The organism is Nonomuraea sp. NPDC004580, assembly GCF_040609855.1.
Taxonomy (GTDB): domain Bacteria; phylum Actinomycetota; class Actinomycetes; order Streptosporangiales; family Streptosporangiaceae; genus Nonomuraea; species Nonomuraea salmonea.
In genome coordinates, this window is record NZ_JBEXLH010000063.1 from 17,292 (window position 1) to 36,205 (window position 18,914).

General features: G+C 72.6%; 15 protein-coding genes. 9 read left to right on the forward strand and 6 right to left on the reverse strand.

The features are described from left to right. Nucleotides 1-20: 20 nt before the first annotated feature. From ABZW11_RS38505 to ABZW11_RS38515, 3 genes are all read right to left on the reverse strand, one after another. Nucleotides 21-2,552 carry an ABC transporter permease gene (locus ABZW11_RS38505; protein ID WP_355428738.1) on the reverse strand — a complete coding sequence of 844 codons (2,532 nt, stop codon included), beginning with the start codon at nt 2,550-2,552 and terminating at the stop codon, nt 21-23. Further along, nucleotides 2,549-3,316, reverse strand: a complete 768-nt coding sequence (locus tag ABZW11_RS38510; protein WP_355428741.1) for an ABC transporter ATP-binding protein — start codon at nt 3,314-3,316, stop codon at nt 2,549-2,551. Before ABZW11_RS38510 ends, ABZW11_RS38505 begins: the two co-directional genes overlap by 4 nt. An 87-nt stretch (nt 3,317-3,403) precedes the next feature. Continuing rightward, complete coding sequence (locus tag ABZW11_RS38515; RefSeq protein ID WP_355428743.1) at nt 3,404-4,048, reverse strand: class I SAM-dependent methyltransferase; 645 nt, start codon at nt 4,046-4,048, stop codon at nt 3,404-3,406. 109 nt (nt 4,049-4,157) lie between these two features. On the opposite strand from ABZW11_RS38515, the gene ABZW11_RS38520 reads away from it, so the two are divergent. After that, on the forward strand, nt 4,158-5,063 hold the full coding sequence (locus ABZW11_RS38520; RefSeq protein WP_355428746.1) for a neutral zinc metallopeptidase: 906 nt from the start codon (nt 4,158-4,160) through the stop codon (nt 5,061-5,063). Between the two features lie 86 nt (nt 5,064-5,149). On the opposite strand, the gene ABZW11_RS38525 is transcribed toward ABZW11_RS38520, so the two are convergent. Beyond that, nucleotides 5,150-5,452, reverse strand: coding sequence for an STAS domain-containing protein (locus tag ABZW11_RS38525; protein ID WP_355428748.1), 303 nt, complete (start codon nt 5,450-5,452; stop codon nt 5,150-5,152). Further along, entirely contained in the window at nt 5,449-9,609 is a 4,161-nt protein-coding gene (locus ABZW11_RS38530; RefSeq protein WP_355428751.1) for a SpoIIE family protein phosphatase, read from the reverse strand. Before ABZW11_RS38530 ends, ABZW11_RS38525 begins: the two co-directional genes overlap by 4 nt. Nucleotides 9,610-9,893: 284 nt before the next feature. On the opposite strand from ABZW11_RS38530, the gene ABZW11_RS38535 reads away from it, so the two are divergent. The 8 genes from ABZW11_RS38535 (at nt 9,894) to ABZW11_RS38570 (ending at nt 17,936) form a co-directional block, all read left to right on the forward strand. Further along, on the forward strand, nt 9,894-10,250 hold the full coding sequence (locus ABZW11_RS38535) for an STAS domain-containing protein (RefSeq protein ID WP_355428754.1): 357 nt from the start codon (nt 9,894-9,896) through the stop codon (nt 10,248-10,250). Nucleotides 10,251-10,351: 101 nt separating this feature from the next. Then, on the forward strand, nt 10,352-11,215 hold the full coding sequence (locus tag ABZW11_RS38540) for an STAS domain-containing protein (protein ID WP_355428757.1): 864 nt from the start codon (nt 10,352-10,354) through the stop codon (nt 11,213-11,215). Continuing rightward, nucleotides 11,215-11,595 (forward strand): STAS domain-containing protein, encoded by a 381-nt coding sequence (locus tag ABZW11_RS38545; RefSeq protein WP_355428760.1) that lies wholly within the window; start codon nt 11,215-11,217, stop codon nt 11,593-11,595. Before ABZW11_RS38540 ends, ABZW11_RS38545 begins: the two co-directional genes overlap by 1 nt. After that, entirely contained in the window at nt 11,592-11,993 is a 402-nt protein-coding gene (locus ABZW11_RS38550) for an anti-sigma regulatory factor (RefSeq protein WP_355428763.1), read from the forward strand. The genes ABZW11_RS38545 and ABZW11_RS38550 overlap by 4 nt, the downstream gene beginning before the upstream one ends. Then, on the forward strand, nt 11,990-12,991 hold the full coding sequence (locus ABZW11_RS38555; RefSeq protein WP_355428766.1) for a SpoIIE family protein phosphatase: 1,002 nt from the start codon (nt 11,990-11,992) through the stop codon (nt 12,989-12,991). The genes ABZW11_RS38550 and ABZW11_RS38555 overlap by 4 nt, the downstream gene beginning before the upstream one ends. Further along, entirely contained in the window at nt 12,988-14,667 is a 1,680-nt protein-coding gene (locus ABZW11_RS38560; protein ID WP_355428769.1) for an ATP-binding protein, read from the forward strand. Before ABZW11_RS38555 ends, ABZW11_RS38560 begins: the two co-directional genes overlap by 4 nt. Further along, nucleotides 14,660-16,264 (forward strand): fused response regulator/phosphatase, encoded by a 1,605-nt coding sequence (locus tag ABZW11_RS38565; RefSeq protein ID WP_355428771.1) that lies wholly within the window; start codon nt 14,660-14,662, stop codon nt 16,262-16,264. Before ABZW11_RS38560 ends, ABZW11_RS38565 begins: the two co-directional genes overlap by 8 nt. Nucleotides 16,265-16,502: 238 nt before the next feature. Then, complete coding sequence (locus ABZW11_RS38570; protein WP_355428774.1) at nt 16,503-17,936, forward strand: RICIN domain-containing protein; 1,434 nt, start codon at nt 16,503-16,505, stop codon at nt 17,934-17,936. On the opposite strand, the gene ABZW11_RS38575 is transcribed toward ABZW11_RS38570, so the two are convergent. Continuing rightward, the gene (locus ABZW11_RS38575; RefSeq protein WP_355428777.1) at nt 17,937-18,845 is read right to left on the reverse strand and encodes an aminoglycoside phosphotransferase family protein; all 909 of its coding nucleotides are present in this window, start codon (nt 18,843-18,845) and stop codon (nt 17,937-17,939) included. Nucleotides 18,846-18,914 lie beyond the last annotated feature (69 nt).

An 18,914-nucleotide genomic window follows, 5' to 3' on the forward strand; every position in this document is an offset into this window, starting at 1 on the left:
CCGTTTCCCGGAGCATCATCTCAGCGCACCGCCTCCAGCGCGGCCACCTTCATGGCGGTGTGAGCGGGAGCGAGCGTGCCGATCGCGGCGGCCAGGTAGGCGCACGCGACGATCACGAAGAAGGTCGCGCCCGTGACAGGCAACCAGATCGTACCGGTGAGCAGGTATCCGTACGCGGTCATGGTCGCCGCGGCGATGACCGCGCCCGTGACGACAGCGGTGGTGGCGACCAGCAGGCACTCGACCATGAGCGCGCCCGCGATCCGCGACCGTCGTGCTCCCGCCAGCCTGAGCAGGGCGAACTCGCGCCGCCTGGACAGGGTGGAGCCGATCAGCACGTTGACGGCGGAGGCGCCCGCGTAGCCGCCCAGGATCGCCACCACCATGAGGATGATCCACTCGTCCTCGCCGGCCTGCGCGGCCACCTGCGCCAGATGCGCGTCCCGGTCCGTCGCGTGCACGCCGGGGGCGACCACGGCCAGCTGCTCGTTGATCGCGGCCAGGGTCGCGGCGTGGCCGGCTTCGGGGGCGAACGTGACGTACACGGCGGTCGCGAAGGGCTCCAGGAGGTGCGGCACGAGCGCCGGCAGCGGCATGATCAGGTCGCTCACCCCCATCGGGTCGCGGTACGTCGTGCGCACCACCGCCGTGCCCGGCGTCCCGTCCGGGTACAGGAACCTGACCCTGTCACCGATCCGCCAGCCCTTGTCCTCGGCCACGAGGTGCGACACGCCGATGCCGCCCGCGCCGAACTCCGCCCAGCTCCCGGAGACGACCTCGTAGGACAGCACCGCACGGAAACCGGCGGGGTCGACGCCGATCACGGTGCCGTTGGAGCGGGAGGTGGGCGGGTCGTCGATGACGAGGCGCGCGGAGACACTCGCCGACGCCGCCGCGACCCCGAGTGTGCGTGCGACGGCGCCGGCGGCGCTCAACGGCACGCCGAGCTGGACGCCTCCGGCCACGACCGCGTCCGCCGTGACCTGCTCGGCGTACACCCTGAAGCGCGCCTGCGCGTTCGCGCCGTCCTGGAGCAGCAGCACGGAGCCGACCGCGACCAGCAGCGTCAGCGGAACCGACACGCCCGCCGCCCGGCGCAGGTCGGAGCGGATCGCCCGATCGGCGAGGAATCCGCCGGACCAGCGGCGCAGGAGCGGACCGGCCGGGGCCAGCGCGCCGCGCAACAGGTGCGGGCCGAGCAGCGCGGCGGCCCCGGCGAGCAGCGGGAACGCCGTCACCACGAGCAGCATCGCGATCGTGCCGCCGAGCGTCGGCACTGGGCCGCCCAGGGCGAACGCTCCGGCCAGGCAGGCCAGGGCCGCCGCCGCCAGCACCCCGCCGGACACCGCGCGTGCGCGCCCCGGCTGACGGGCGGGGACCTCGGACTCGCGCAGCGCGTCGAGCGGCGCGACGCGCGTGGCGCGGCGGGCCGGGAGCCACGCCGCCACCAGCGCCGAGAGCACCGCCGCGCCGAATCCGGCGAGCAACGCCACCGGCTCCGCGCCCACCGCCGAGCCCCGGGCCATGAGCCCCTGACCGACGAAGAACCGCCGCGCCAGCTCGGCCAGGGCGACGCCCGCGACCGTGCCGGCGACGCCACCGAGGGCGCCGATGAGGACCGCCTCCCAGACGATCATCCGGCGGATCAGCCGGGGCCGGGTGCCGACGACGCGCAGCATCGCCAGCTCCCTGCGCCGTCGCCCGATGGAGACGGTCAAGGTGCTGGAGATGACGAACACGGCGAGCGTCAGCGCCAGCGACGCGATGACCGTCAGGAACCCGCTCGAGCCGCCCGCGAGCTCGGCCTGACGCAGGTCCAGCTGCAGGCTGCCGGCCCGCGCCGCGCCGGTCACCACCAGCAGGCCGGGGACGGCGTCGCGCAGCGCCGCGACGTCCGTCGTGGACACCAGCGCCAGCACGGGCGCGCCGCCGAGCCTGGCGGCCGTATCCGGGGCGAAGAACAGCGCGTGCTCGAACTGCTCGCCCGCGCGTCGCGCGACGCCGCTGACGGTGTACGTCTCCGTCCCGTTCGCGAGCCGGATCCGCACCTCGTCGCCCACGCCGGCGCCGGCTGCCGCCGCCACGGACCCGTCGATGACCACGTCGCCGGCTCTCCTGGGTGCGTGCCCGTCGGTCAGTGCGGCGCCGTCCGCGACCGCGGTGGACCAGGGATGCCCCCACGAGCGGGTGAACGCGTCACCGACCACCGTGCCGTCCCGCGCGACGAGGTAGGCGGGGAACGGGGTCTCCAGGGCGGCCGAGGTCACCCCCGGGGCGTCGCGGACGGCGTCGATCTGCCGCTCGGTCAGCCGGGGCGGCGCGGGCAGGTCGAGCGTGAGCCCGCTCGTCAGCCGGACGCTCGGCGGTGGCTTCACCACCGCGTCCACCGCCGTGAAGCGCCAGCTCGTCACGCTCGCCGGCCCCTGCCGGTCCTGGGCGTGGGCGATCAGGAGGGTCGCCGTGACGAGCGCGGCTCCTGTCGCGACCGAGAGCAGCGCCGCCAGGATCGCCGTCTTGCGGCCCGCCAGGCTCCGCCAGGCCAGGGTGATCATGCGGCCGTCCGTCCCTGGGCGAGGCGGCGCAGCACGTTCTCGGGCGACGGGTCGTCCATCTCGTCCACGACGCGTCCGTCTCGGAGGAACACCACGCGGTGCGTGGCCGCGGCGGCCGCTGGATCGTGCGTCACCATCACCACCGTCTGCCCGAGCTGCTCGACCGCGAGCCGTAGGAAGCTCAGCACCTCGCCGCCCGTGTGGGAGTCCAGGTTGCCGGTGGGCTCGTCGGCGAACACCACGGCCGGGCGGTGCGCCAGCGCCCGGGCGATCGCGACCCGCTGCTGCTGGCCGCCGGACAGCTCGCTCGGGCGGTGCCCCAGCCGCTCGCCCAGCCCCAGCACCCGCACCAGCCGCGCCATCCACTGCCGATCGACGCGGGGGCCGCCGATCCGCTCGCTCAGCGTGATGTTCTCCTCCGCAGTGAACGTCGGGATGAGGTTGAACGCCTGGAAGACGAACCCCAGCCGGTCCCGCCGCAGCGTCGTCAGCCTGCCGTCCGGCAGCCGTGCCAGGTCGGTCTCCCCGATCAGCACCGACCCCGACGTCGGCCGTTCCAGCCCCGCCAGGCAGTGCAGCAGCGTGGACTTCCCCGATCCCGACGGCCCCATGATCGAGGTGAACCGGCCCGCCTCGAACCCGACGGAGACCCGGTCAAGAGCCGTCACCAGCGAGCCGCGGTGACCGAACGTGCGCGTCAGATCGACCGCGCGGACGACGACAGGCCGCCCGGCGACGCCTGCGTGCGAAGACGAAGAAGACATGCCTCCATCTCAGGGGAGGCCCCCGCCCGGCGCGATCACGAAGGCGACCCTCTTCGAGGTAACGCAGGCGTTACCCCCGGCGGGCCCTCAGCCCGGCCTGCGAGCGAAGACGAACGCCTGCGGCCGCTCACCGTCCGGCTCCAGCAGCAGCTGGGCCTCGATCTCGAACCCGGCCGCACGCACCCAGCCGGCCACCTGCCCGGCGTCGCGGCGGTGCACGCGGACCTTCATCGGGTGCCCCCCGTACCCCTGCGTCTTGAGCCGTACGTCGCCGCCCACGTGGAACAGCAGATGCAACGGCGCGCCCGGACGCAGCGCGCGGTGGAAGCGGCCGAGCACGCCGGGGACCTCGGCGTCGGGCAGGTGGATCAGGGACTGCCAGGCGATGACGCCACCCAGGGAGCCGGGCTCGGCGTCGAACTCGGTCATCGAGCCGACCTCGAAGCGCAGCCCGGGGTGCTCGCGGCGGGCCAGGTCGATCATCGCGGGCGACAGGTCGATGCCGTACGCGCTCACGCCCAGGTGGTCGAGGTGGGCGGTGACGTGGCCGGAGCCGCAGCCGACGTCCGCCACCGGGCCGCCGCCCGCCGCGCGCACGCTCTCGGCGAAGAGCTCCAGCGGGAGGCGCAGATACGGGCGCTGGGGGACGGCGTCACGGACGTACGCGGCGTAGCTCTCGGCGACGGTGTCGTAGGAGTCGCGGGTGTCGGTCAGCCAGTCATCCATTCCCATGCGGCAGCACCCTAAACCCTCCCGTCGCCTACGTACCGTGAGCCTCTTTGTACGAATTTTTTCAAAATGGCCCCAATATGCCATACCTTGACCTACTGTTTCGGCACATATGAACAACCTTCCTCATTCCAGACTCGCGGCCATCGCGGCCGCGGGCGTGGCCCTCACCGTGGCCGCGTCCTCGCAAGTGTTCGTCATGGCCGGCTCCGCCTCGGCCTCCACCTCCGCGGTGAGCCGGCAGGCACTGCCGGCTCCGGCGCAGGCGGTCCCGGCTCCGGCGGCCGTGAACAGCGCCGCGCAGAGCAGCGCCGCGCTCGCCAACAAGTCGCTTGCGACCGCCAACCGGATCTACCGGTCCGGGCGCTTCGTCGACGTGAACTGCAGGCCGGGCTCGCTGCCCCGTGGCAGCACGGCCGCGTACAAGCGGTTCCTGACGCGCGTGACCACCTGCCTGAACAACGCGTGGTCCCGCCAGTTCCGCAAGGCGAAGCTGCCCTTCTCCAAGCCGCGGCTGCGCATCGTCACCCGTAAGGTGAACACGCCCTGCGGCAAGTGGAACACCGGCGCCGAGGCGGTCTACTGCTCCGCCGACCGCACGATGTACATGTGGATCAGCAAGACGCAGCTGCGCCAGCCGTTCCCGCTGGGCATCACGCGGCTCGTCGCCCACGAGTACGGCCACCACGTGCAGCAGATCTCCAAGATCTGGAGCTACTACTGGACGGCCCGCGCCAGGGCGAGCAAGTCGCAGCAGCTGGCGCTCTCGCGCCGCTCCGAGCTGCAGGCCGAGTGCTTCTCCGCGGTGTTCATGTCCACCCTGCAGGGCCAGCCGGACTTCACCGACCGCGAGTGGGACTACACCGTGGACTGGTTCAGGAAGAACGGCGCCAAGGGCTGGCCGCAGAACGACCACGGCAGGGGCCCCACCCAGGCGACCTGGATGACGCGCGGCTACAACAGCGGCTCCCCCGCCGCCTGCAACACGTGGAAGGCCTCCGCCAGGGCCACCCTCTAAGCGTGCAGCGGCAGCTCACATGAGCTGAACAAGGGCCGGACCCCGCTCGGGTCCGGCCCTTCTCCGTGCCTGCCGCCCCCAGGGGGTCAGCCGTCGTCCTCGCTCCTGGTGACGGTGGTGACGTCCACGAGGCCCGAGATCTCCAGGACGGGCTCCAGCAGCGGGTTGGCGACCACCCTGATCCGCCCGGCATGGGAGAACAGCACGGTCAGTCCCGCGCTGTCGAGGTACTCGACCGCGCTTAGGTCCACCAGCACGCTGGCGCCCGACGTCCTGGTGAGCGCGTCGTCCAGGGTGGCGGCGTTGCTCATGTCCACCTCGCCGGTGACGGCGAGCACCGGGGTGCCGTCGGGCAGCTCTGAAGTGACCAGGTTCAGGGGTGCGGTCATCGGGCGATCCTCGCATGCATGTCGACGATGGTGCCGGCGGCGCCGGGCTGGATGGTGACCTCCTGCATGAGGGCGCGCATGAGGGCGACGCCACGGCCGCGGTGGGGGTTGGCCTCCGGCTGCGGCGCCTTCCACCGGCCGGTGTCGGCCACGGTGAGGCGGACGTCGTCGCCGGTCGCCACCGCCCGCAGCCGGATCGTCTCCCCCGGGCTGTCGCGGTGTCCGTGCTCGATCGCGTTGGCGCACGCCTCGCCGGCCGCGACCAGGATGCTCTGCGCCTGCGCCGAGGTGACCTGGCAGCGGCTCAGCCAGGTGCGCAGCGCCGAGCGTACGGGGGCGAGCTGGCTGGACTCGGCGGGGAAGGCGACCTCCAGCGGCGCGGGCTGCCGGTAGAGGAGCAGGGCGACGTCGTCGCTGTAGCCGCCGTCGGGGGCGAGCCTGGCCATGACGTCGGTGGCGAGGTCCTCGATCGGGGTGGACCGTCCGTCCTGGACGGCGGCGCTGGCCTGGTCGATGCCCGCCGTCAGCGGCTCGCGGCGCCGCTCGACCAGCCCGTCGGTGTAGAGCAGCAGCGTCGAGCGGGGTGGCATCGTGCACGTCGCCTCGGAACGGGGCCGGGCCGGCCGGACGGCGAGCGGCGTGGAGCGGCCGCCCTTCAGCAGCGTGGTGCCGCCGTCGGCGCGGGCCAGGATGCCGGGCGGGTGGCCGGCGCTGGCGTAGACGAGGTCTCCGGTGGCGGTGTCGAGCACCCCGCAGAAGACGGTGGTGCATTTGGCGCCGGGGATGAGCGCGGCGAACCTGTCGAGGGTGGTGAACACCTGGGCGGGGCTGGAGTTCTGCAGCAGCAGGGCGCGGCAGGCGCTGCGCAGCTGGCCCATGACGGCGGCGGCGGCGAGCCCGCGGCCGACACAGTCGCCGACGACGATGCTGATGCGGGCGCCGGCCAGCGGCACGATGTCGTACCAGTCGCCGCCGACCTCCAGGGGCCGGCCGGCCGGCTCGTAGCGGACCGCGAAACCGTCGGGGAGCGTGGACGGGCCGAGAATGGCCCGCTGCAACGCCACCGCGGCCTCGCGTTGCTGGTCGAGCTGGTGCACGCGGTGCAGCAACTGCCCGAGGTGCCCGGCCAGCAGGGCGAGCAGCGTCTGGTCCTCGGTGGAGAAGGGCCGGTTCTGCCCCAGATCCACCCACACGGCCAGCAGCCCTTCGGGATGTTCGAGTGTGATGCCGGCACCATCGGTCTCGGAGGCGACCGGCCGCAGCGGCGGCTGCTCACGCAGCCCGCTCAGCGCCCCCTGAAGCTGCTCGGGCAGCTCGTCCCAGTCCTGGCCGTCCGGAACACGAACGAGAACGGGCGGCCCCTCCCCGGGAGCGAGTGGTGCCTCCGCGTCCGTCCAGAGGGCGGCGAGGACCTGGCGGGCGCGCCAGACCTCCTGGAGGGCGGCGAGGCCGGCGGAGAGGGCGCCGGCCAGATTGTCGGCCTGGGAGGCGCGCATGCTGAGCGCGGCCAGCGCGCTCTCGCGCTGCACCAGGTAGTGCTCGGCGGTGACGTCGCGGAGCGTGCCGACGACCCGGCGGCGACGGGTGTCGGGATCGGTGACCTTGTTGAAGGTGACCGCGATCCAGACCAGGTGGCCGTCGCGGTGGACGGCCGGGATGACGCCGCTCCCCCTGCCCTCCCCGACGAGCCGGCCGAACAGCTCGGCGACCAGCGCGTGGCCCTGCGGGTCGGTGTCCTGGTCCGGCCACCACGGGTGCAGCGGCGCGTACGGCAGGCCGTCGGTCCCGTAGCCGAGGATGTCGGTGAACGCCGCGTTGATCTCGATGACCGCGCCGTCCTCGTCAGTGACGAAGAACGCCTCCTGCAACGAGTCGATCATGGCGTTGCGCCAGCGGGTGTGGTGGTTGCGCATCCGCGCCAGCTCCACGTTGGCCCTGGCCCGCGCCAGCAGCTCGGCCGCGGAGAACGGCTTGACGAGGTAGTCGTCGGCGCCCGCCGACAGCCCCTCGATGGCGGCCTCCTGCCCGGCGCGCGCCGACAGCAGCAGCACCGGCACCCCGGCCGTACGGGGGTCGGAGCGCAGCGCCGCGACCAGGGCGAGCCCGTCGAGGTGCGGCATCATGACGTCGCTGACCACGAGGTCGGGCGCGTCGGCGCGGACGGCGTCCAGGGCGCGCAGGCCGTCGCCGACGGCGCTGACCTGGTAACCGGCGCCCCTGAGCAGCCTGACGAGGTATTCGCGCATGTCGCCGTTGTCGTCGGCGACCAGCACCCGGGGCGGCGCGCCGTCGCCGGGCGCCGCGGTGCGGGCGTCGGCGGGCAGCTCGCCGCCGGGATCGTCCTCGGGCAGCCAGCGCATGACCTCCTGCACGTACGCGTTCCCGAGCGCGGGGACCGGCTCGCCCGAGCGGGCGGGCACGACGCTGCCGGCGGGCAGGTGCGCCGCGCCGAACGGCAGCCGGATGGTGAAGGTGGTGCCCTCCCCCTCGGCGCTGGCCGCGGTGATGGTGCCGCCGTGCAGCGCCACCAGCTCCTGGACGAGCGCGAGACCGATGCCGCTGCCCTCGTTGGAGCGCGAACGGGCGCTCTCGATGCGGTGGAAGCGCTCGAACAGGCGGGGCAGCTCGTCGGCGGCGATGCCGATGCCGGTGTCGGAGACCGTCACCTCGGCCTGCCCGTCGCGCGCGGTGACGGCGACGGTGATGGAGCCGTCGAAGGTGAACTTCAGCGCGTTGCTGAGCAGGTTGAAGACGACCTTCTCCCACATCTCGCGATCGACGCAGACCGGCTCGGGCAGCGGCGGGCAGTGCACGCGGAAGACCAGGCCGGCCTTGTCGACGGCGGAGCGGAAGACGCTGGCCAGCTCGGCGGTGACGACCGCCAGGTCGACCGGCTCGTAGCGGGCCTGCATGCGGCCGGCCTCGATGCGGGAGAAGTCGAGCAGCGTGTTGACGAGCTTGCCGAGGCGCAGCCCGTTGCGGTAGATGACTTCGAGGTCCTGCAGCACCTGAGGCTCGGCGTCGGCGAGTGCGGCGCGCAGCTCGCTCACCGGCCCCATGATCAGCGTGAGCGGGGTGCGGAACTCGTGGCTGATGTTGGAGAAGAAGACGGTCTTGGCGCGGTCGAGCTCGGCCAGCTCCTCGGCCCGCCGCTGCTGGGCCTCGTAGCTGCGGGCCGAGGAGATGCCGGCCGCGACGTGGCCGGCGGCCAGCTCGATGAAGCCGCTGTAGCGCTCGTTCAGCGGCCGGTAGCGGTTGAGCGCGACCACCAGGAACCCGTACGGCGCGCTGCCCTGCCGCAGCAGCGGCACGGCCAGCGCCCGCGTGGGCGGCTCCGTCCAGGCGCCGCAGGGCAGGTCGCGGAACGGGTCGCCGTCCAGCTCGACCAGCGTGGCCTCGCCCGCAGCCAGCTCCTCGGCCGGCCACACTCCTGCCGCGTCGGCGGGGGCCGCGGGGTGGCCTGCCGCGATGCCGGTCGACGCGGCCAGCCGCGCGCGGCCGTCCTCGTCGAACAGGTATGTCAGCGTGAACGGCAGGTCGCGCGGGTTGTGGCCGAACTGCCGCCCCGCGAAGGCCAGCATCTCCTGCTCGGTGCGCACGACGCTGGGGTCGGAGCCGAGGTCGCGCAGTGTCGCCATGCGCCGCTCGCCGGTGACCCGCTCGGTCTCCTCGCTGACCACACAGAGCATGCCGACGACCGCGCCGCCGTCGTCGCGCAGCGGGCTGTAGGAGAACGTGTGGTACGTCTCCTCGGGGTAGCCGGCCCGCTCCAGGAAGAGCAGCAGCGCCTCGTCCCAGGTGGCCTGCCCGGTGCGCAGCACGGCGTCGATGCGGGGGCCGATGTCGCCCCAGATCTCGGCCCACACCTCGGCGGCGGGCCGGCCGAGCGCCCACGGATATTTGTGGCCCAGAGTGTCGCGGCGGTAGGCGGCGTTGCAGAAGAACGTCAGCTCCGGCCCCCACGCCATCCACATGGAGAAGCGGGACGACAGCAGGATGCTGACCGCCGTGCGCAGGCTCTGCGGCCAGTCCTGCGGCGGGCCGAGCGGGGTCGCGGCCCAGTCGACGGCGGCCAGGTCGCGGCCGACCTCGTCGTCGGCGGAGAAGATCGCCGTGCCGCCCGCGGGCGCGGGCCCGCCGTCGTCCTCGGGTGCCATGCGGACCCTTTCCTCTGCGGCGAGCGTGGGGCTCGCCGCCAGCTGGGTGGTCGTGGGGTCGCCGACCGCGGCCAGCGGATCCGGTGCGCGGCCTCGGTGCTACGGCCGTACGTAGAATAGAGCAATTCCTCCATGCGGGGCCGCGTCGACCGGCCCCGCACCTCAGGCCACCGGCGATCGATCCGCCACGGTGCGTAAACTGAGCGCACCCCTCGGCCAAGGCGCCCGCACGTTTCGCCACGGCGTCCGCCTCGTCCGTCCCGCCCCTCCCTTCAGGAGCCTTGGTGCAGCACGACCACGGTCTGACCGTCACTTACCAGCCGCATTCTGCTCGCATCCATGTCCTGGTCGTGTCAGGAGACCTCGACCACCACACCTCCTCGCGTCTGCAGGCGGCGCTCGACGACGTGACGCTCGCACCAGGTGACGCGCTGGTGGTCGATCTGTCGGCGCTCACGTTCTGCGACTCCACCGGCGTCTCGATCCTGGTCACCGCGCATCAGCGGGCGCGGGAGGCGGGCGCGCGGGCGGCGCTGGCCGGGCTGGCCCCCGACATCGCCCACGTCTTCAAGATCATGGGGCTCAACCGGCTGCTCTCCTTCCACGACACCACCGCGGACGCCATCGCGGCCCTGGGGTGACGCCCTCCTCGCGCGGGGAGCGGAAGCGATAGTTCCAGCGTGGAAAGCCCGATACCCTTCGTTGCAATTCACCGCAAATCGCCCACTATGGGGAGCGCACTTTGACCGCATACGCCGACGCCGGCCGGCTCCGGATAGAACAGCTCCTGCGTGAGCAGGACGAGACGATCCTCAAACGCTGGACCGACCTCGCGCTCGCCACCGTCGGAGGCCGCGCCGACCGTGGTGTGCTGGCCGGTCGCCTGCGCGACATCTACCAGGCCCTGCGGCAGTCGCTCGGCGAGGGCGCCGACACCAGCGACCTGCGCGGCCTGCTCGCCGACCTGTCCAGGGCGCAGGCCAGGGAGGGCTTCACCCCGTCGGAGACGGCCACCGTCGTCTTCAGCCTCAAGGAGGCCGTCTACGCGCTGCTGGAGAACGAGGAGGACTTCGCCGGGCTGCGCGGTTACATCTGGCTGTCGCGCCTCATCGACGACCTCGGGCTGTTCACGTTCGAGACGTTCGTCACCGCCCGTGAGCGGATCATCTCCGACCAGGCCGAGCAGCTGCTGGAGCTGTCCACGCCGGTGGTCAAGCTCTGGGACGGCATCCTCGCGGTGCCGCTGGTCGGCACGCTCGACTCCGCCCGTACGCAGGTCGTCATGGAGAAGCTGCTGCAGGGGCTGGTCGAGACCGGCTCCGAGCACGCCGTCATCGACATCACCGGCGTGCCCGCGGTCGACACCCAGGTCGCCCAGCACCTGCTCAAGACCGTCGTCGCCGCGCGGCTGATGGGCGCCGAGTGCGTCATCTCCGGCATCCGCCCGCAGATCGCCCACACGATCGTCACGCTCGGCATCGAGTTCGGCGACATCGTCACCAAGGCGACGCTGGCCGACGCGCTGGCGTACACGCTGCGGCGCAGCGGCGTGCAGTTCAGGCGGTCGGCCGACAAGCAGATCGTCGTGGGGCTGGAGCAGGCCTGATGGAACGTGTCCCCGTTCTCAAGCTCGGTGACCTGCTGATCGTCTCCATCCAGATCGACCTGCAGGACCAGAGCGTCCTCATGCTGCAGGAGGACCTGGCGGACGCGATCGTGAACAACCGGGCCCGCGGCGTGATCATCGACATCACCGCCGTGGAGATCGTCGACTCCTTCATCGGCCGCATGCTCGCGACCATCGCCTCCATCTCCCGGATGCTCGACGCCGAGACCGTCGTCGTGGGGATGCGCCCCGCGGTCGCCATCACGCTCGTCGAGCTGGGGCTCTCGCTCGGCGGCGTGCGTACCGCTCTCAACCTCGAAAAGGGCGTGGCCATGCTCAAGGAACGCGACGAGACCGGCGATGCCGCGGTGCCGGAGTGACCTCACCCATTGAGCTCGCCATCGCGGGCAACAGCGACGTGGTCATCGTGCGCCAGCAGGTCCGCACCAGCGCGCAGCAGGTGGGGCTGTCGCTGGTGGACCAGACCAAGCTGGTGACCGCGGCCAGTGAGCTCGCCCGCAACGCGCTCACGTACGCCGGTGGCGGGCGCGTGCTCATCGAGGTGGTCAGCAACGGCCTGCGTGACGGCCTGCGCCTGACCTTCACCGACGAGGGCCCTGGCATCTCCGACCTGGACCAGGCGCTCACCGACGGGTGGAGCACCGGCGGCGGGCTCGGCCTGGGCCTGAGCGGCTCGCGACGGCTGGTCGACGAGTTCGACCTGCACTCCGAAGTGGGCGAGGGCACGCGGGTGACGGTGGTCAAGTGGGCCAGATGATCCGCTCCCGGGACGAGTCCTGGGTCCGCGTGGAGGACGCCAGCGCCATCGGAGCGGCCCGCAGGACCGCGATGACGCTGGCCGAGTCGTGCGGTTTCGACGAGCACGACCGCGGCAGGGTCGCCGTCGCCGTCAGCGAGGCGGCCTCCAACCTGGTCAAGCACGCCGCGGAAGGCGTGATGCTGATCCGGTCGCACCCGGAGACGGACGCCGCCGTCGAGGTGATCGCCATCGACAAGGGTCCCGGCATCCACGACCTGTCGCGCGCGGCGCGCGACGGCTACTCCACCACGGGGACGCTCGGCCTCGGCATGGGCGGCATCGCACGGATGGCCTCGGCCCACGACGTCTACACCGTCCTGGGGCGCGGCACCGTGGTCGGCATGTGCTTCACCGCCACGGGCACCACGCCCCCCGTCTCGCTCGCGAGCGGGCTGGCCCGGCCGATCGGCGAGGAGGCCGTCTGCGGCGACGCCTTCGCCTACGTCGAGTCGGGGAACACGGTGATCGCCATGCTGTGCGACGGCCTTGGCCACGGCGAGCCCGCGGCCGCCGCCTCCCGCCAGGCGGTGCGGGTCTTCCAGGACCATTACGACCTGCCCGCGGTGCAGCTGCTCGAGCGCATCCACGACGCGCTGCGCGGCACCAGGGGCGGCGCGGTGTCCGTCGCCCGCCTCGACCGGGCGGCCGGCGTGATCCGCTACGCCGGGCTCGGCAACGTCTCGGGCTGGATCGTGCACGCCGACGGCCGCCAGGGCATGATCTCCCTGCCGGGCATCGCCGGCCACCAGCGCGACAGGCTGCGCGAGTACGACTACGCCGTCCCCCCGCACAGTCTGCTCGTCCTGCACTCCGACGGGCTGACCGAGCGCTGGGACATCAGCAAGCTCCCCGGCCTGTCCGCGCACACCCCCGTGGTCGTGGCCGCCACCCTGCTCAGGGACGCCGGCACCCGCAGGGACGACGCGACCGTGCTGGCCGTGCGGGCCGCGCCGTGAGCGGCGACCGGCTGACCACCATCCGGGTCGACGACGACCAGGACGTCTACGCCATGCGCCGGCTGGGCCGCGAGGTCGCCGCCGCGCTGGAGATGTCGGAGCAGGACCAGATCAGGGTGGCGACCGCGCTCAGCGAACTGGGCAGGGAGATCGCGATGGAGCGCGGCGCCGGCATGCTCGTCACGTTCTCCCTCGACGCCGGCGAGCTGGTGGTCGAGCTGAGCTTCCCCGAGGCGACCGACGCTTCCGGCACCGAGGGCGTCACGCTGGCCGCCCGGCTCATGGACGTCGTCGACCGCGCCCGTCCCGGCCGGCTGGTGCTGCGCAAGCGGCTGCCGCGCGGCTCGGGCACGCTGTCGATCGCGCGGCTGCGCGCCAAGGTCGCGGCCATGGCGCCGGCCAGCGCCATGGACGAGCTGCGCCAGCAGAACCACGAGCTGGCCACCACTCTGGAGGAGGTCCGCCAGCTCAACGCCGAACTGGAGGAGACCAACCAGGGCGTCATGGCGCTGTACAACCAGTTGTCGGCCGAGCTGGAGGAGACCAACCGGGGCGTCGTCGCCCTCTACGCCGAGCTGGACGAGAAGTCGACGCAACTGCGGCAGGCCAGCGACGCCAAGAACCGCTTCTGGGCGACGGTCAGCCACGAGCTGCGCACCCCGCTCAACTCGATCATCGGCCTGGTGCGGCTGCTGACCGGGCCGGGCGGCGAGCCGCTGGGCGCCGAGCAGGCCCGCCAGGTCGAGCTGATCGGCTCCTCGGCCGAGACGCTGCTGACGCTGGTCAGCGAGCTGCTCGACATCGGCAAGGCCGAGTCGGGCCGCCTCGATCCGCAGGACACCACGGTCGATCTGGTCGCGCTGGCCGAGCGGCTGCGCATGACGATGTGGCCGGCGAAGGGCAGCGAGCGGGTGACGCTGAGCGTGCGCATCCCGCCGCCGCCGTTCACCATGGTGGCCGACGAGGCGATGCTGACCAAGATCCTGCGCAACCTGCTGGCCAACAGCCTGAAGTTCACCCAGGAGGGCGAGGTGCTGCTGGAGATCTCGCACGACGTGGCGGCCAGCGAGGCGGTCTTCACCGTGACCGACACCGGCATCGGCATCCCGGCCGAGCACCTCGATCGCGTCTTCGAGGAGTTCTACCAGGTGCCGGGGCCCGAGCAGACCCGGGTCAAGGGCACCGGGCTCGGCCTGCCGTACGCGCGGCGCCTGGCGGAGGCGATGGGCGGCACGCTCACCCTCACCAGCGAGCCCGGCGCGGGCACCACGGCGGTGCTGCGGCTGCCGTACGAGCCGGAGGACGTGCCCGTGGTGGGGCGGGTGCTGATCGCCGACGACGACGAGAACTTCCGTGCGGGGGTGCGGCGCATGCTGACCGGGTTCGCCGGGCACATCGACGAGGCCCCCGACGGCGCCGCGGCGCTGGCCGCGATGACGACGGCCCCGCCCGACCTGGCGCTGCTCGACCTGCTGATGCCGGGCCTGGACGGCGCGGCCGTGCTGCAGCGCATGGGCGACGACGAGCGGCTGCGCGACGTCCCGGTGATCGTGATCACGCTGGCCGTCGCGAACCGCCATCCCGAGGGGGCCGCCGCGGTGCTCGGCAAGCAGGGGCTGCGCAGGGACATGCTGCTCGGCGCGATCCGCCAGGCGATGGCAGGCGGCCATGCCTGACACCGTGCCGTTCACGGCGACGGTCCTCGTCGTCGACGACACCCCCGCCAAGCTGTACATCCTGTCGAGCTGGCTGCGCAGGGCCGGGTACGCGGTGGTGGAGGCGTCCGGCGGTCTGGAGGCGTTGCAGCGCATCGGCGAGATGTCGCCCGACCTGGTCGTGCTGGACGTCCGCCTGCCCGACATCTCCGGGTACGAGGTGTGCGAGCGCATCAAGAGCGACCCGGCGACCGCGTCCATCCCCGTCATCCAGATCTCCGGCGCCGCCATCTCCGCCGCCGACCGGGCGCTCGGCCTGCACCGGGGCGCCGACGGCTATCTGGCGGAGCCGATCGAGCCGGACGAGTTCGTCGCCACCGTGAAGGCGGCGCTGCGCTACCACCGGGCGCGGCAGCGGGCCGAGCGGCTGGCCGGGCGGCTGCGCGCGCTCACCGATCTCACGCTGGAGATGAACGCCGCGCAGACGTTCGACGAGCTGCTGTCCATCGCCGCCTCGGGCACCTGCCGCATCCTCGACCGGCACGCCGGGGTGGTGGCGCTCACGCCGGACGGGCGTACGCGCAGGCTGACCGCCGGGCCGCCGGCCGCCACCGCCGTCACCAGGACCGCGCCGCCCGCCGCCCTGGAGACGCTGGGCGAGCAGGCGCTCGGCCAGCAGCCCGGCACGGAGCTGCTGACCATCCCGTACGCCTACTGGTCGAAGGTCGCGCCCGGCACCCCGGCGCGGCGCGACATCGTGGCCGTCATGTCGCGCACCAAGCGCGACCGGCCGCCCGTCCTGATCGGCGTGGAGCCCGACCCGCCGCTGGACGAGGACGAGGAGAGCATGCTGCGCCAGCTCGGCCAGGCGGTCGCGCTGGCGGTGGAGGCGCTGCGCGCCTACGCCGAGGAGCACGCCATCGCCCTGACGCTGCAGCGCAGCCTGCTGCCGTCGCGCGTGCCGCAGGTGGCGGGGCTGGACATCGCCTGGCGCTACCAGCCGGCGGTGGACAACGTCGAGGTGGGCGGCGACTTCTACGAGGTGCTGGAGCTGGACGGAAAGGTGCTGTTCGCGGTGGGCGACGTGCAGGGGCACTCGCTGCTGGCCGCCACCGTGATGGCGGAGCTGCGGCACGCGCTGCGCGCCTCGCTCATCGGCAAGATCGAACTGGACCAGTCGCTTGCGCTGCTCAACGACGTGCTGCGCCGCTACCACCGGCGGATGACCGCGACCGTGTGCCTGATGCTGCTCGACCCGGCCACCGGGGAGGCGCAGATCGCCAACGCGGGCCACATCCCGCCGCTGCTGCTGGACGGCGAGGGCGAGGACGACGGCGCGGCCCGCTACCACGACAAGTTCGGCAACCTGCTGCTCGGCGTGGCCGAAGAGGTCTACAGGATCGACCGGGTGGTGGTGCCGCCGGGCGGGGCGGTGCTGATGTTCACCGACGGGCTGGTGGAGGACCGCGACAAATACCTCGACGACAGCCTGGAGATCGCCCGCCAGGCCGCCTCCGCGATCAGCGGCGACGTGAACGAGGCCGCCGACCGGCTGATCGCGGCCTTCGGGGCCCGCGAGGACGACGTGGCGCTGGTCATCGTCCGCCGCCACCGCTAGGACGCCGGCCGCCTGCCGGCGCGATCCGCACGCTGCCTCCGGTTGCTGAAAAGTTGCAGCCGTTCGTTGACAGCGGTGATGTTCACGTAAACACTCGGCGGCGAACGCCCGCTCACGACACCCCCGATCCCCGATCTCGCGTCAGCGCTGTGCGGCGGCACACCATGGCGACGCTCCGGCTCGCCCCTGGCCGACCGGCAGGACGCGACCTTCGCTCTCACGTACTAGGAGGACGGGCATGCTGAGATCCCTGGGGCGGGCGCTGGCCGCCGCCCTGCTGATCGCCGCCGCGCTGGTGGTCCCCTCGGCGCCGGCGCAGGCCGCGCCGCTGACGATCACGAACGGCACCCAGTTCCGCGACACCGCGGGCAACGTGCTGCACGCCCACGGCGGCGGGGTGCTCAAGTCGGGCGCCTACTACTACTGGTTCGGCGAGAACCGCAACGCCGACAACACCTTCCGCGCCGTGTCCGTCTACCGCTCGACCGACCTGGTGACCTGGGAGTTCCGGCGCGACGTGCTGACCAGGTCGTCCCACTCCGAACTGAACGTGGCCAACATCGAGCGGCCGAAGGTCATCTACAACGCCTCGACCGGCCGCTACGTGATGTGGATGCACAAGGAGAACGGCCGCGACTACGGCGAGGCGCGGGCCGCCGTCGCCTCCTCGGCCACGGTGGACGGCGGCTACACCTACCACGGCAGCTTCCGGCCGCTGGGCCAGCACATGTCGCGCGACATCACGCTGTACGACGACGGCGGCACCGCGTACATGATCTCGGCCGCGGACGAGAACTACGACCTGCACATCTACCGGCTGACCTCCGACTACCTGAACGTCGCCGCGCTGGTGGGCAACTTCTGGAACGACGCGCACCGGGAGGCGCCGGCGATGTTCAGGCGCGGCTCGACGTACTTCCTGCTGACCTCCGGCGCCACCGGCTGGAACCCCAACCAGGCCAAGTACGCCACCGCCTCCAGCGTCGCGGGCCCGTGGACGGGCTGGACGAACGTGGGCGACGGCACGACCTTCAACTCGCAGCCGGCGTTCGTGCTGCCGGTGCAGGGCAGCTCGACGACGAGCTACCTCTACATGGGCGACCGGTGGGCGGGCGCGTGGGGCGGGCCGGTGAACGACTCGCAGTACGTGTGGCTGCCGATCACGTTCCCCTCGGCGACGAGCATGAGCCTGAGCTGGCACGCGCAGGTCACGATCGACGCCGCCACCGGCGAGATCACCGGCTCGGGCGCCGGGCCGTCGTACCGGATCACGGCCCGGCACAGCGGCAAGGTGATGGACGTCGTCAGCGCCTCAACGGCCGACAACGCCGAGGTCAAGCAGTATCCGTGGAACGGCGGCGGCAACCAGAGGTGGCAGTTCCAGGACCTCGGCGGTGACTACTTCCGGCTGGTCAGCGTCAGCAGCGGCAAGTGCCTCGACGTCGCGAGCAACTCCACCGCCGACGGCGCCAACGTCATCCAGTACACCTGCGGCAGCGGCACCAACCAGCAGTGGCAGTGGGTCCAGACCGGCAGCTACCACCAGCTCAGAGCCCGCCACAGCGGCAAGTGCCTCGACGTGGCGAACGCGTCCACCGCCGACGGCGCCGACATCCAGCAGTACGCCTGCGGAACCGGCGCCAACCAGCAGTGGACCCGCACCCTGTCATGATCAGCCGGAGCGCCACTGGTCGAGGGCGGGCTTGAGGAAGTCGTGCAGCGCGGGCAGCTGCGGGACGAGGTCGAGGCAGGCGATGACGCGCAGCATGCCGATGGCTTCGGTGAAGCGCAGCACGTCGGGGTCGAGGGGCCGCAGGCCGCGGTCCTTCGCCCCCCGGTCGTAGGCGGCGGCGAGATCGGGGCCGAGGCCCGTCATGTCCCACTCGACGGGGCCGAGGGTGACCAGCTCGAAGTCGGCGTAAAGGTCGCCCTCGACGCCGGGGAAGATGTTGGCGGCCGGCGCGTCGCCGTGCACGGGCCGCAGCTCGATGCCGGGGAAGCGCTGCTCGAAGGCGGCTTGGGAGCGTACGAGGGGCTCGAGCTCCTGCCACTCGCGGCGGGCCCTGCCGAGGTCGGCGGCGCTGATGAGGTCGGGCCTGCCGGCGAGCCGGTCGAGGGCGCCCGCGATGAACTCGGGCTCGGCGGCGGACAGGAACTCCAGCGGCACCGGGCAGTCGCGCAGCGCGGCGTGCAGGCCGGCGACGCTCTCGGCGTTGGCCGCGTAGTCGGGCTCTCTGCCGCGGTCCTCCTCGACGTACTGCCACAAGGTCAGCGAGAAGCCGTCGCGCTGCACGGGCGCATGGGGCACGAGCGGGCTGGGCGGGATCACCGGCGTGCCCTGCTCGGCGAGCCAGCGCGTCACGTCCAGCTCCGTCTGCTGGCGCCGCGCGAGCAGGCCGAGATCGACGCACGCCGGCAGCACCACCGGCACCCTGGCCACGACGGGCGCCGGAGCGAGGTGCACGACCACGGAGAACAGGTCGTGCAGCACCTGTGCGTCGGTCACGGTGAGCCCGAGGTCGCGGCCCGCCCCCACGGCGGCGTCGAGGGCGGCGGCGGTGCGGCTGGCGAGGTCGGTCATGATCCCATCGTTTCATGCCGGGCGACCGGGCCCGGACGCTGACATCCTCCGCCACCGGCCGGTTATCGA

Excerpts from the sequence above, each read along its gene's own strand:
- ABZW11_RS38520 (WP_355428746.1), top strand. The coding sequence starts at position 4,158 with ATGAACAACCTTCCTCATTCCAGACTCGCGGCCATCGCGGCCGCGGGC.
- ABZW11_RS38510 (WP_355428741.1), bottom strand. The coding sequence starts at position 3,316 with ATGTCTTCTTCGTCTTCGCACGCAGGCGTCGCCGGGCGGCCTGTCGTC.
- ABZW11_RS38575 (WP_355428777.1), bottom strand. The coding sequence starts at position 18,845 with ATGACCGACCTCGCCAGCCGCACCGCCGCCGCCCTCGACGCCGCCGTG.
- ABZW11_RS38570 (WP_355428774.1), top strand. The coding sequence starts at position 16,503 with ATGCTGAGATCCCTGGGGCGGGCGCTGGCCGCCGCCCTGCTGATCGCC.
- ABZW11_RS38525 (WP_355428748.1), bottom strand. The coding sequence starts at position 5,452 with ATGACCGCACCCCTGAACCTGGTCACTTCAGAGCTGCCCGACGGCACC.
- ABZW11_RS38515 (WP_355428743.1), bottom strand. The coding sequence starts at position 4,048 with ATGGGAATGGATGACTGGCTGACCGACACCCGCGACTCCTACGACACC.
- ABZW11_RS38555 (WP_355428766.1), top strand. The coding sequence starts at position 11,990 with ATGATCCGCTCCCGGGACGAGTCCTGGGTCCGCGTGGAGGACGCCAGC.
- ABZW11_RS38545 (WP_355428760.1), top strand. The coding sequence starts at position 11,215 with ATGGAACGTGTCCCCGTTCTCAAGCTCGGTGACCTGCTGATCGTCTCC.
- ABZW11_RS38530 (WP_355428751.1), bottom strand. The coding sequence starts at position 9,609 with ATGGCACCCGAGGACGACGGCGGGCCCGCGCCCGCGGGCGGCACGGCG.
- ABZW11_RS38565 (WP_355428771.1), top strand. The coding sequence starts at position 14,660 with ATGCCTGACACCGTGCCGTTCACGGCGACGGTCCTCGTCGTCGACGAC.
- ABZW11_RS38505 (WP_355428738.1), bottom strand. The coding sequence starts at position 2,552 with ATGATCACCCTGGCCTGGCGGAGCCTGGCGGGCCGCAAGACGGCGATC.